Genomic DNA, 12,518 nt, shown 5'->3' with positions numbered 1-12,518 from the left:
AACCATGCGCGCATTCCGCACCCTGGCCCTGCTGCCGCTCACCCTGCTCATGCTGCTCGCCACGCCGGCTGTCGCCGACGGCCTTTTTCAGGTCGAGGTCATCGTCTTCCGCCAGGCCGGCGAGCCGGTCCCGGCCAGCCAGCCGGCGCCGGACGACTGGGCCCAGGGCGCTCCCTCCATTGACCTGGGCAGCGAGCGCGGCACCGCGCTGAACAGCGAAGCCGCCAAGCTCAGCGCCGCCAACGGCTACCAGGTGCTGCTGCACAAGGCCTGGTCGCAGAGCCTGTCCGGCTCCCCCAGCCGCGTGGCACTGAGCAGCGGCGGCGAGCAGTTCGGTCACTTTCCCGTAGAGGGCACCCTGAGTCTCAGGCTGGCGCGCTTCATCGACGTCGAGGCCGACCTCTGGGTCAACCAGTTCGACGCCAGCGGCCTGCTGCAGGGCAGCGAGCGCCTCAAGCAGGACAGCCGCCTGAAGAGCGGTGAACTGACCTACCTGGACCATGGCAGCCTGGGGCTGCTGATACGCGTCAAGCCGCTATAACTCGATACCACGAAAAAGGGCCGCGCGATGCGGCCCTTATTTCATCCAGTCGCCGGTTTACCCGGCCAGCACGCGCGCCAGCACCGCCTTGACCTGGCCCATCCCCTCATCCAGCGCACGCTCGATCTCCGCCATGGTGATCAAGGCCGTGGACTTGCCGGCCGCCGGATTGACCACCAGCGACAGACAGGCATAAGGCAGCGACAGCTCACGCGCCAGCACCGCCTCGGGCATCCCGGTCATGCCGACGATATCGCAGCCGTCGCGCTCCAGCCGGGCGATCTCCGCCACCGTCTCCAGTCGCGGCCCCTGGGTACAGCCATAGACGCCATGGCCGCTGAAGGCGCAGCCTTCGGCCGCCAGGGCGGCACACAGCTTGTCGCGCAACGCCCCGTCGTAGGGGTGGCTGAAGTCGACATGGGTGACATGTTCCAGCTCGCCTTCGTAGAAGGTGTGCGCGCGCCCCGAGGTGTAGTCGATGATCTGGTGCGGTACGCAGAAATGCCCGGTGCCCATGGCCGCATGGATGCCGCCCACGGCGTTCACCGCGATGAGCGCCTGGGCGCCGGCCTCCTTCAGCGCCCAGAGATTGGCGCGGTAGTTCACCTGATGCGGCGGAATACGGTGCGGGTGGCCGTGCCGCGCGAGGAACAGCACCTCGCGCCCGGCGTAGTCGCCGCGCAGCACCGGCGCCGAAGGCGGACCGTAGGGCGATTCGAGATTCAAGGCCGAATTGATGGTCAGGCCCTCCAGCTGGGTCAGGCCGGTACCACCGATAATGGCGTAAACAGTCATCAAACGTTCCTCAATCAATCAGTTGGGCGGCGCGCAGGGCAGTCATGGCATCCAGCCAACGCGGGTCCTGTCGATACTCGACGCCCGGGAAGGCCCGCCGGCGTATCTTGGCCAAGCCAGCCGGCACGCTGACCTTGAGGCGCTGCAAGGCACTCAGGGCCAACTCCGCCGCCGCACGATCATTGCACACCAGGCCCATGTCACAACCCGCCGTGAGGGCCGCCTCGATGCGCCCGGCGGCGTCGCCGGCCACATGGGCGCCGGCCATGGACAGGTCATCGCTGAAGATCACCCCGGTGAACCCCAGCTCGCCGCGCAGGATTTCCTGCAGCCAACGACGCGAGAAACCCGCGGGCTGACTGTCGACCTGGGAATAGATGACGTGGGCCGGCATCACCGCGGCCAGCTCACCGCTGAGCCGCACAAACGGCTGCAGGTCGCTGGCGCGAATCTGTTCTAGGCTGCGCTCGTCCACCGGTATGGCCACATGGGAGTCGGCCTCGGCCCAACCATGGCCGGGAAAATGCTTGCCGGTGGCCGCCATTCCTGCCGTGCCCATGCCGCGAATGAAGGCCCCGGCCAGCACCGCCGCCCGCTGCGCATCGCCCTCGAAGGCGCGACTGCCGACCACCGCGCTGCGCTGGTGGTCGAGGTCCAGCACCGGAGCGAAACTCAGGTCCAAACCGGCCGCCAATACCTCGGTGGCCATGATCCAGCCGCAGTACTCGGCCAACGCCTCGGCATTCTGATTGTCCGCCACCGCGCGCATGGCCGGCAGGCGCACGAAACCATTGCGCAGGCGCTGCACACGGCCACCTTCCTGATCCACGGCCAGCAGCAGTTCGGGGCGCACGGCGCGAATCGCCGCGCACAGCTCGCGCACCTGCCGCGGGTCCTCGATATTGCGTGCGAACAGAATCAACCCGCCCACCTCCGGCTGCCTCAGCAACTGGCGGTCCTCGGCGGTCAGCCAGGTACCGTCGATATCCAGCATCAGCGAACCTTGCATGCTTGAACTCACTCGAAATCCTTAATTGAGGGGCATCGCCGCCCAGCCCGGGCAGGACGCTTCTTCGATGCGCACTGCGCACCTCAGGGGAACACGGGGGAACAGGGCGATCAGATCTTCATTGCGCAGGCGTACGCAGCCATGGGAGCGCGGCTCCCCCATCGGCTCGGTGTCCGGGGTACCGTGCAGGTAGATGTAGCGGCGAAAGGTGTCCACGTTGCCGAGCCGGTTGCGTCCCGGCTCGCAGCCGCTAAGCCAGAGAATCCGCGAAAGGATCCAGTCCCGCTCGGGAAACTGCGCGGCCAGTTCGGCAGACCACTGCTCGCCGGTCCACCGCCGCCCGCGCAGCACCGCGCCAACCGGCAGCCCCTCACCGATCTTCGCCCGCACCTGGTGCAAGCCCCGCGGCGTACAGCCGGAGCCATTGAGCTCACCGGGACCATTGAGCGCCGTGGAAACCGGCAGGCGCAGCAGCAACTGCCCGTCGACGAAGCCGTACAGGCACTGATCAGCAAGCGAAATATGCAGAAGGTCGAGATCGCGCATGGGCGGCTAGCTTAGCGGATCATGCCCGCCAAGCCCACCCGCTCACCGTTACACCTTGGCGGAGACGACCGAGCTCTTGACCCGCGCCCTGTGCTGGGCGGCCGCCAGCGCTTCATCGGCCAGACCGGACTCCGCCCGCATGCCCGCCGCCAGAAACGGCACCATCAGGCGCATCACCTGCTCAATCGAGGTATTGACCCCGAAATCGGTCTCGGCCATGGCCCGCAGGGCCTTGATCCCAGACATGCTGAACGCCGCGGCACCCAACATGAAGTGCACTCGCCAGAACAGCTCCAGCGGCGGTATGCGTGGCGCCGCCTCATGCACCAGCAGCATGTAACGCCGGAAAACCTTGCCGTAGACTTCTTCCAGGTACTTGCGCAGGTGGCCCTGGCTCTGACTGAAGGCCAAGCCCAGCAGGCGCATGAAGATCGACAGGTCGTTGCCACTGCGCGGCTTCACCGCCAGGGCCTGCTCGACCAGCAACTCGAGCAGCTCCTCGAGACTGGCCTTACCTTCAGGCTTGGCCTGACGGCGGTCGAGTTCACGCTCGAGACTGGCGCAGAACGGCCCGAGAAAGCGCGAGAAGACCGCCTGGATCAGCGCCTTCTTCGAACCGAAATGGTAATTCACCGCTGCCAGGTTGACCCCGGCCTTACTGGTGATCAACCGCAGGGAAGTCTCGGCGAACCCCTTCTCCGCGAACAGCTGCTCCGCAGCATCGAGGATACGTTCTACGGTTTCCGATTGAGCCATGACCTTCACACCTGACAAACACTTGTTTGAAACATACGTTTCAGCCCTACTTCTTGTCAAGCCGCGCCAGACGTCTTTCGGCCGACCAGTCACAATTTCACAGTAGCGAGCTTGTGCAGCAGAGCAAGACGCGCACAAACCCAGTCAAGTAACACGCAGCCATCAACAAAGTACAAGGGCAAAACAGGTCAGGAAGCAGAAAGGTGGATTGCCAAGCCTTCCGCACTGTATATAATCCCAGTCACTGTATATAAAAACAGAGCCCAACCATGCTTAAGCTCACGCCGCGTCAAACAGAGATTCTCGCCTTCATCAAGCAGTGCCTGGAAGATAACGGCTACCCACCGACACGGGCAGAGATCGCCCAAGCGCTTGGCTTCAAGTCCCCCAATGCAGCTGAAGAACACTTGAAGGCCCTGGCCCGCAAGGGTGCCATTGAGATGACTCCAGGTGCCTCTCGCGGCATTCGCATTCCCGGCTTTGAACCGAGCAACGAGGAAGAAGGCCTGCCGGTTATTGGCCGCGTAGCTGCCGGCGCGCCGATTCTGGCGCAGCAGCACGTGGAAGAATCCTGCCGTATCAACCCGGAGTTCTTCCACCCCCGCGCCGACTACCTGTTGCGCGTGCGCGGCATGAGCATGAAGGACATCGGCATCTTCGATGGCGACCTGCTTGCCGTGCACACCACCCGGGAAGCGCGCAACGGGCAAGTGGTGGTGGCCCGCATCGATGACGAGGTGACGGTCAAACGCTTCAAGCGTGACGGCAACAAGGTCTGGTTGCTCGCCGAGAATCCCGAGTTCGCGCCGATCGAGGTGAATCTGGAAGAACAGGATCTGGTTATCGAAGGCCTGAGCGTCGGCGTCATTCGCCGCTAAAGGAGGATCTATGCAGTCCCCGCAGCCGCTGAACCGCACGCAACTGCCGCTGTTCGATGCATTCCTGGCCTCGCCAGCACCCGCGCTCATGACCGAAGCCGCACAGTCGCCCTGGCTGGATGAGCCAGAGGCGTTCAGCGAGCTGTCTCTGCGTGGTGCTGCCGGGCACTGCCTGAATCTGCTCGCCCCTGTCCTCCGCGAGCTGAGCGAAACCAGTGACGCACGCTGGCTAACCCTGATTGCACCACCCGCATCGCTGACCGCCAGCTGGCTGCGCGATGCGGGCCTGAACCGCGAGCGCATCCTGCTGCTGCAGCCGGGGGAGCGGCAGAGCGCCCTGCAATTGGCCGAGCAAGCATTGAGGCTGGGGCGCAGTCATACCGTAATCAGCTGGTTGCACCCACTCGAGCACGCCGCTCGGCAACGCCTGGAACAAGCCGCACGCCAGGGGCAGGCGCAGAGTCTGAATATCAGCCTGGGCTAGGCCAACGAAGTGGCGCGCAAAACCGCGCATGGGGCAGGTCAGCCAGGAAGGGATTGATGAGTCCAACGGAAACGACCTGACGGCCGACATCCGCGTCGAGCCGGCGCTACCCCGCTCAATGCAGGACGCGCGCCTGCTCCTCATGTTGAAAGTCGCCTTCGGCCAGACGGCCCGCCATCTGCACGCCGACGTTCAGCATGGCCTTGGCCACTTCAATATGCTGGCCTTGCAGGAAGGCCTTGGCATCGGAAGAGAAATCCAGCACCACCAGCGCCTCCTCATCCTCCGCGCGACGCAGGGCTATGCGCCCATCGGGCAACTCGACAATTTCCAGGAAGGATGTAGGCATTGGTTCGACTCTCCACGAAAGGCCGGCATTGTAACAGCCGACCAGGCTTCACCCTAGTCCACCCATCCAGAGCCGAGTCACCACTCGGTGAGCGACTCGCGAAAACGCTGCGCCAGCGCCTTTAGTTGCTGCCGCCACGCCTCCAAGGTCTCCCGCGACACGGGTGTCACCTCCTGATCCAGGCTGACCGCCTCGATCAAAGGCGTGAGCACGTCGGCCTTGGCCTTCTTTTCCTCCCGGGGCGGCAGAAACAGCTCGGCGTAGGCCTGCAACAGCTGCGCCAGCCAGGTTTCCGAGTGCTGCGCCAACTCGACCAGCTCGGCCAACTCGGGGCTCGGTGCCGACTCCAGCACCGCCCTGCTCAACAGCTGCTCGGCGCGCGGCGCGTCGCGTTCCGGCAAGCGGTAATAGCCGGCTATCTCATGGCACAACCCGAGCAGCGCCCCGTACAGGTGAAACAGGGCGGCCTCGCGCTCGGCCTGGATCAGGCCTTGGGCGTTCATCGCCCGCCCCTCTTCCGCCTTGCGCCAGGACTCCAGCGCCAGGCCGGCATAGAAAATCTTCTGATTGGTGCGGGTATAGAGCTCATTGGCCATGGCAGCGCCCTCCTCTGCGGATCAAATCACTATACGCGCGCCCGCTCAGGACGGGCGCGCGATCTGCGGGGTCAGCGCTTGTCTTCGACCTTCCACTTGCCGCCATCATAGAACGCCCGCCAGCCGCTGGGCTTGCCCTCGACCTCGGACTGCACGTACTGCTCCTTGGTCTTGCGGCTGTAGCGAATCACCGCCGGGCGGCCCTCGGGATCCTTGGCGGGGGCTTCGAGGAGGAAGTGATACTTGGGATCGATCTCGTCCTTGTGTGGCAGCAGCTCCAGCACCAACGGAGCACGGGTCTCGCGGTTCTTCGGGAACTGGCTGGCGGCGAGGAACAGGCCGGATGCGCCGTCACGCAACACGTAGGTGTCGTTGACCTTTTCGCACTTGAGCTCCGGCATCTTCACCGCGTCCATCTTCGGCGGCGCCGGCTCACCGCTCTTGAGCAGCTTGCGGGTGTTCTTGCACTCGCTGTTGGTACAGCCGAAGAACTTGCCGAAACGGCCGGTCTTGAGTTGCATCTGGCTGCCGCACTTGTCGCACTCCAGGCTCGGCCCCTCGTAACCCTTGATGCGGTATTGGCCCTGCTCGACCTCATAGCCCGAGCAGTCCGGGTTGTTGCCGCACACATGCAGCTTGCGCGTCTCGTCCAGCAGGTAGGCATCCATGGCGGTACCGCATTTCTGACAGCGGTGCTTGCCCAGCAATACCAGGGACTCCGACTCACCCTCGTCGTCCGCGGCGATCTCGTCCCCCGGGATCAGGTTGATGGTCGATTTGCAGCGTTCCTTCGGCGGCAGGCTGTAGCCGGAACAGCCGAGGAATACCCCGGTGGAGGCGGTACGAATCATCATCGGCCGGCCGCATTCGCGGCAGGCGATGTCGGTCGGCGTCGGCAGATTGGCACGCATGCCGTTCTCGCCGGCCTCGGCCACCTCGAGCTTGCCCTTGAAATCGCCATAGAATTCGTCGAGCAGGTGCTTCCACTCGCGCTCGCCCTGGGCGACATCGTCCAGGTGCTCCTCCATGCCGGCGGTAAAGCCGTAGTCCATCAGGTTGGCGAAGCTCTCGGACAGGCGTTCGGTGACGATCTCGCCCATCTTCTCGGAATAGAAACGGCGATTATGCAGGGCGACGTAGCCGCGATCCTGAATGGTCGAGATGATCGCCGCGTAGGTCGAAGGCCGGCCGATACCGCGCTTCTCCATCTCCTTGACCAGGCTGGCCTCGGAGAAGCGCGCAGGCGGCTTGGTGAAATGCTGGCTGGGGTCGAGCTTGAGTAGATTGAGCACTTCGCCCTCGCTCATCTCCGGCAGCACGTCGTCGTCGCCCGGTTTGCTCTGCTGCGGCAATGCGCGGGTATAGCCGTCGAACTTGAGGATACGGCCCTTGGCACGCAGCTCGAACTGGGCCGCGGTCACCGTGACCGTGGTCGACAGGTACTCGGCCGGCGGCATCTGGCAGGCGACGAACTGACGCCAGATCAGCTCGTAGAGACGCTCGGCGTCGCGCTCCATACCGGACAACTGGGTCGGTTTGAGGTTGACGTCGGAGGGGCGAATCGCCTCGTGCGCCTCCTGGGCGCCTTCCTTGCTGCTGTAGACGTTGGCCTTGGCCGGCAGGTACTTCTGCCCGTACTCGTTCTCGATGAAGTCGCGCACCATGCTCACGGCATCCGCCGAGAGGTTGGTCGAGTCGGTACGCATATAGGTGATATAGCCGGCCTCATAGAGACGCTGGGCCATCATCATGGTCTTCTTCACCCCGAAGCCCAGGCGGTTGCTCGCGGCCTGCTGCAGGGTGGAGGTGATGAACGGCGCCGATGGCTTGCTGCTGGTGGGCTTGTCTTCGCGCTTGGCGATGCTATAGCTGGAGGCTTTCAGCGTCGCCAGGGCGGCCATGGCCTGCGCTTCGTTCAACGGCTTGAAGGCGGCGCCGTTCTCGCGGGCCACCTCGAAGCGCACGGTGGCACCCTTGCCGGTGCCGAGGTCGGCGTGCACTTCCCAGTACTCTTCCGGGACAAAGGCACGGATCTCCTTCTCCCGCTCGACCACCAGCTTAACCGCCACCGACTGCACACGACCGGCGGACAGGCCGCGAGCGATCTTCGCCCACAACAGCGGCGAAACCATGTAGCCGACCACGCGATCGAGAAAGCGCCGTGCCTGCTGGGCGTTGACTCGATTGATGTCGAGCTCGCCCGGCTGGGAAAACGCTTCCTGGATCGCCTTCTTGGTGATCTCGTTGAACACCACGCGCTTGTAGCGGCTGTCATCGCCGCCGATGGACTCGCGCAGGTGCCAGGCGATCGCTTCCCCCTCACGATCCAAGTCGGTCGCGAGGTAGATAGTGTCGGCTTCCTTGGCCAGGCGGCGCAGTTCTTCGACGACCTTCTCCTTGCCCGGCAGAATTTCGTACTTGGCTTTCCAGCCCTGTTCGGGGTCGACCCCCATGCGCGCAAACAGCTGGCGCTTGGCCTTCTCTTTGGGCGACAGCGCCGGCGCCTCGCCGGCCGCTGCCTTGCCACGTTTGGCCGGCTCTTTGGCGGCACTCGCCGAGCCACTGGTAGGCAGGTCACGGATGTGGCCGATGCTCGACTTCACCACGTACTGGCTGCCCAAGTACTTGTTGATGGTCTTGGCCTTGGCCGGAGATTCCACGATGACCAGCGATTTACCCATGGATCAGAAAATTCCTGAATGCTTAATAATGAAGGACGCCAGGCGCCCGACGCGGCACCGCTATATATAGTGGCGCTAAAGGTGAGGTCAAGCGCAGGCGTGCCGCGAGATTGGCTCAGACCACGCCGATTGACGGCGTTTCGGCCCGTATCAGGGCAAAACGCGGAACCGTTTCACCCTCGACCACCACGTCCTCGCGGAACATCTCCAGCGGCCGCACCCACAACCCGTAATCGCCGTACAGCGCCTGGTAGACCACCATCTGCTGCTCGGTCTCCGAGTGTCGGGCGACCCCGAATACCCGGTACTCGGGCCCCTTGTAATGACGATAGATTCCCGCTTGTAACTGCATCGCAGAATTCCTTGAAAAAACTTATCGTCGACAAACAAAAACCGGGGCACTAGGCCCCGGTTTTCTGTCCACCAACGCTTAGATGCGTTCGAAGACGGTGGTGATGCCCTGGCCGAGGCCCACACACATGGTGGACACGCCCAAGGTACCACCGTTCTGCTTCATGACGTTGAGCAGGGTACCGGAGATACGCGCACCGGAACAACCGAACGGGTGACCCAGGGCGATGGCGCCACCGTGCAGGTTGACCTTCTCTTCCATCTTGTCGAGCAGCTTGAGGTCCTTCAGCACCGGCAGGGCCTGGGCGGCGAAGGCTTCGTTGAGCTCGACGAAATCGATGTCGGCCATGCTCAGGCCGGCGCGCTTGAGCGCCTTCTGGGTGGACGGCACCGGGCCGTAACCCATGATCGCCGGATCGACACCGGCCACGGCCATGGCACGAACCACGGCCATCGGCTGGATACCCAGGTCCTGGGCACGCTGCGCCGACATCACGATCATGCAGGAGGCGCCGTCGGTGATCTGCGAGGACGTCCCCGCGGTCACGGTGCCGCCTTTCGGATTGAATGCCGGCTTGAGGCTCGCCAGGCTTTCCAGGGTGGTCTCCGGACGAATGGTTTCGTCGTAGTCGAACACCTTGAGGAAGCCGTTCTCGTCGTAGCCCTGCATCGGGATGATTTCATCCTTGAACTTGCCTTCGACGGTGGCCTTGTGCGCCAGGCGGTGCGAACGCTCACCGAAGGCGTCCTGCTGCTCGCGGCCGATGCCGTGCATCTTGCCGAGCATTTCCGCGGTCAGGCCCATCATGCCCGACGCCTTGGCGGCGTACAGGGACAGGTGCGGGTTCGGGTCGACGCCGTGCATCATGCCGACGTGGCCCATGTGCTCCACACCGCCGACGACGAAGACGTCGCCGTTGCCGGTCTGGATCGCCTGCACGGCGGTGTGCAGGGCGCTCATGGACGAGCCGCACAGGCGGCTGACGGTCTGCCCGGCACTGGTGTGCGGGATCTGGGTCATCAGCGACGCCATGCGCGCGATGTTCCAGCCCTGCTCCAGGGTCTGGTTGACGCAGCCCCAGATCACGTCTTCCACTTCGGCCGGATCGACCTTGGTGTTGCGTGCCAGCAGGCCGCTGATCAGGTTGGCCGACATGGTCTCGGCGCGGGTGTTGCGGTGCATGCCGCCCTTGGAACGCCCCATCGGGGTGCGGCCGAAGTCGACAATGACTGCATCTCTCGGATTCAGGCTCATAAATTCACTCTCGCTCTAGTCTGTCCGCGATTAACCGAAGAACTTCTGGCCGTTGGCAGCCATTTCGCGAAGCTTGGCGGTCGGGTGGTACAGCGCGCCCAGATCGGCGTACTTGTCGGCCAGGGCTACGAACTCGGCAACACCGACGCTGTCGATGTAGCGCAGCGCACCACCGCGGAAGGGCGGGAAGCCGATGCCGTAGATCAGGCCCATATCGGCCTCGGCGGCGGTATCGACGATGCCGTCTTCCAGGCAGCGAACGGTTTCCATGCACAGCGGGATCATCATGAAGTTGATGATGTCCTCATCGGTCACTTCACGCTGCTCGCGGACGATCGACTTGAGCAGCTCGTATGCCTGCGGGTCGACGACCTTCTTCGGCTTGCCGCGCTTGTCGGTTTCGTAGGCATAGAAGCCCTTGCCGTTCTTCTGGCCCAGGCGGTTGGCTTCGTACATCACGTCGACCGCGGTGCGTCCCTCGACCGCCATGCGATCCGGGAAGCCCTCGGCCATGACGTCGCGGCCGTGGTGGCCGGTGTCGATGCCGACCACGTCGGACAGGTAGGCCGGGCCCATGGGCCAGCCGAACTTCTCCATGACCTTGTCGATGCGCACGAAGTCCACACCCAGTTCGAGCAGCTTGGAGAAGCCACCGAAATACGGGAACAGCACACGGTTGACCAGGAAGCCCGGGCAGTCGTTGACCACGACCGGCGTCTTGCCCATCTTCTTGGCGTAGGCCACGGTGGTGGCCACGGCCACTTCGCTGGACTTCTCGCCACGGATGACTTCGACCAGCGGCATCATGTGCACCGGGTTGAAGAAGTGCATGCCGACGAAGTTTTCCGGACGCTTGAGCGCCTTGGCCAGCAGGCTGATGGAGATGGTCGAGGTGTTGGACGCGAGGATCGCACCCTCACCGACTGCAGCTTCCACTTCGGCCAGCACGGCCTGCTTGACCTTCGGGTTCTCGACCACGGCTTCGACGACGATATCGACGTTGCCGAAATCACCATAGGACATGGTCGGACGGATGGCGTTGAGTGCCTCGGCCATCTTCGCCGGAGTCAGGCGCCCCTTCTCGACGCGCTTGCCGAGCAGCTTGGAGGCCTCGTTCAGGCCCATCTGGATACCCTCTTCGCGGATATCCTTCATCAGGATCGGCGTGCCTTTGACAGCCGACTGGTAGGCGATACCGCCGCCCATGATACCGGCGCCGAGTACCGCGGCCAGTTTCACGTCCTGGGCGATCTCGTCATGCTGCTTGGCCTTCTTCTTCAGCTCCTGGTCATTCAGGAACAGACCGATCAGGCTCGCGGCGACCGAAGTCTTGGCCAGCTTGACGAAGCCGGCAGCCTCGACTTCCAGCGCCTTGTCGCGCGTGAAGTTGGCGGCCTTCTGGATGGTCTTGATGGCCTCGACCGGCGCCGGGTAGTTCGGACCGGCCTGGCCGGCGACGAAACCCTTGGCGGTCTCGAAGCACATCATCTGCTCGATGGCGTTGAGCTTGAGCTTTTCCAGCTTAGGCTGACGCTTGGCCTTGTAGTCCAGCTCGCCGGCAATGGCACGCTTGACCAGGTCCAGGGCAGCGGCCTGAAGCTTGTCGGCGCTGACCACGACATCGACGGCGCCCACTTTCAGGGCATCGGCGGCGGCGTTTTCCTTGCCGGCGGCGATCCACTCAACCGCGTTGTCGGTACCGATCAGGCGCGGCAGACGGACGGTACCGCCGAAGCCCGGGTAGATGCCCAGCTTGACTTCCGGCAGACCCACCTTGGCACGCTCAGCCATTACCCGGTAATCAGCCGCCAGGCACATCTCGAAGCCACCGCCCAGGGCGATACCATTGATCACCGCGACGGTCGGTACGCCGAGGTCTTCGAAGTCGCTGAAGATCTTGTTGGCTTCGAGGTTGCCAGCCACCAGCTCTTCGTCAGGCAACTTGAAGTTGTCGACGAACTCGGTGATATCGGCGCCGACGATGAATACGTCTTTGCCACTGGTGACAATCACGCCCTTGATCGACCCATCGGCCTTGATCGCATCAACCGACTGACGCAGTTCGTTCAGGGTTAGACGGTTGAACTTGTTGACGGATTCACCCTTGAGGTCGAATTTCAGTTCGACGATGCCACTCTCAAGAGCCTTAACCGTGATGGCTTTACCTTCGTAAATCATCAACTGATCTCCACGGTATGGAAGCTGAACTGTACACATCGGAGCCAACCAGCGAGCTATCCCACGGCACAACTGCCGAGCATAACCCCAAGGAACCTG

The 12,518-nt window shown here is 63.6% G+C and carries 13 protein-coding genes; 3 read left to right on the top strand and 10 right to left on the bottom strand.

Features of this window, described 5'->3' with window-relative positions; translation table 11 throughout:
* The first annotated feature begins 4 nt into the window (after nucleotides 1-4).
* Entirely contained in the window at nucleotides 5-541 is a 537-nt protein-coding gene (locus LPB260_RS12920; protein ID WP_208709250.1) for a CsiV family protein, read from the top strand.
* A gap of 57 nt (nucleotides 542-598) precedes the next feature.
* On the opposite strand, the gene LPB260_RS12915 is transcribed toward LPB260_RS12920, so the two are convergent.
* Genes LPB260_RS12915 through LPB260_RS12900 form a run of 4 tightly spaced genes read right to left on the bottom strand, consistent with a single transcriptional unit; the run spans nucleotide 599 to nucleotide 3,647 of the window.
* Nucleotides 599-1,336: an S-methyl-5'-thioinosine phosphorylase gene (locus LPB260_RS12915; RefSeq protein WP_208709248.1), complete on the bottom strand. Its 738-nt coding sequence runs from the start codon at nucleotides 1,334-1,336 to the stop codon at nucleotides 599-601.
* 10 nt (nucleotides 1,337-1,346) lie between these two features.
* Nucleotides 1,347-2,345 (bottom strand): beta-N-acetylhexosaminidase, encoded by a 999-nt coding sequence (nagZ, locus tag LPB260_RS12910; RefSeq protein WP_208709246.1) that lies wholly within the window; start codon nucleotides 2,343-2,345, stop codon nucleotides 1,347-1,349.
* A gap of 21 nt (nucleotides 2,346-2,366) precedes the next feature.
* A complete protein-coding gene (locus tag LPB260_RS12905) occupies nucleotides 2,367-2,891 on the bottom strand; it encodes a L,D-transpeptidase (protein WP_208709244.1) in 525 nt (174 codons plus the stop codon).
* A 48-nt stretch (nucleotides 2,892-2,939) separates the two neighbouring features.
* Nucleotides 2,940-3,647 carry a TetR/AcrR family transcriptional regulator gene (locus LPB260_RS12900; protein ID WP_208709242.1) on the bottom strand — a complete coding sequence of 236 codons (708 nt, stop codon included), beginning with the start codon at nucleotides 3,645-3,647 and terminating at the stop codon, nucleotides 2,940-2,942.
* 269 nt (nucleotides 3,648-3,916) lie between these two features.
* Between LPB260_RS12900 and lexA the strand changes: the two genes are divergently transcribed.
* Together lexA and sulA are read left to right on the top strand one after the other, a co-directional pair.
* A complete protein-coding gene (lexA, locus tag LPB260_RS12895; RefSeq protein ID WP_208709239.1) occupies nucleotides 3,917-4,525 on the top strand; it encodes a transcriptional repressor LexA in 609 nt (202 codons plus the stop codon).
* Nucleotides 4,526-4,535: 10 nt separating this feature from the next.
* Nucleotides 4,536-5,009, top strand: a complete 474-nt coding sequence (gene sulA / locus LPB260_RS12890; protein ID WP_208709237.1) for an SOS-induced cell division inhibitor SulA — start codon at nucleotides 4,536-4,538, stop codon at nucleotides 5,007-5,009.
* A gap of 115 nt (nucleotides 5,010-5,124) precedes the next feature.
* Here sulA and LPB260_RS12885 read toward each other — a convergent pair whose 3' ends face one another.
* The 6 genes from LPB260_RS12885 to fadB form a co-directional block, all read right to left on the bottom strand.
* Complete coding sequence (locus tag LPB260_RS12885; RefSeq protein WP_208709235.1) at nucleotides 5,125-5,358, bottom strand: hypothetical protein; 234 nt, start codon at nucleotides 5,356-5,358, stop codon at nucleotides 5,125-5,127.
* Between the two features lie 77 nt (nucleotides 5,359-5,435).
* Complete coding sequence (locus tag LPB260_RS12880) at nucleotides 5,436-5,954, bottom strand: DUF6586 family protein (RefSeq protein WP_208709233.1); 519 nt, start codon at nucleotides 5,952-5,954, stop codon at nucleotides 5,436-5,438.
* Between the two features lie 71 nt (nucleotides 5,955-6,025).
* A complete protein-coding gene (gene topA, locus LPB260_RS12875) occupies nucleotides 6,026-8,635 on the bottom strand; it encodes a type I DNA topoisomerase (RefSeq protein WP_208709231.1) in 2,610 nt (869 codons plus the stop codon).
* 115 nt (nucleotides 8,636-8,750) lie between these two features.
* A complete protein-coding gene (locus tag LPB260_RS12870) occupies nucleotides 8,751-8,987 on the bottom strand; it encodes a DUF1653 domain-containing protein (RefSeq protein ID WP_208709229.1) in 237 nt (78 codons plus the stop codon).
* 78 nt (nucleotides 8,988-9,065) lie between these two features.
* Nucleotides 9,066-10,241, bottom strand: coding sequence for an acetyl-CoA C-acyltransferase FadA (fadA, locus tag LPB260_RS12865; protein WP_208709226.1), 1,176 nt, complete (start codon nucleotides 10,239-10,241; stop codon nucleotides 9,066-9,068).
* A gap of 30 nt (nucleotides 10,242-10,271) precedes the next feature.
* The gene (gene fadB, locus LPB260_RS12860; protein WP_208709224.1) at nucleotides 10,272-12,419 is read right to left on the bottom strand and encodes a fatty acid oxidation complex subunit alpha FadB; all 2,148 of its coding nucleotides are present in this window, start codon (nucleotides 12,417-12,419) and stop codon (nucleotides 10,272-10,274) included.
* Nucleotides 12,420-12,518 lie beyond the last annotated feature (99 nt).

Source organism: Pseudomonas sp. LPB0260, assembly GCF_013388395.1.
Note: the sequence above shows the minus strand (reverse complement) of the source record. Positions and strands in the feature narration are given on the sequence as shown.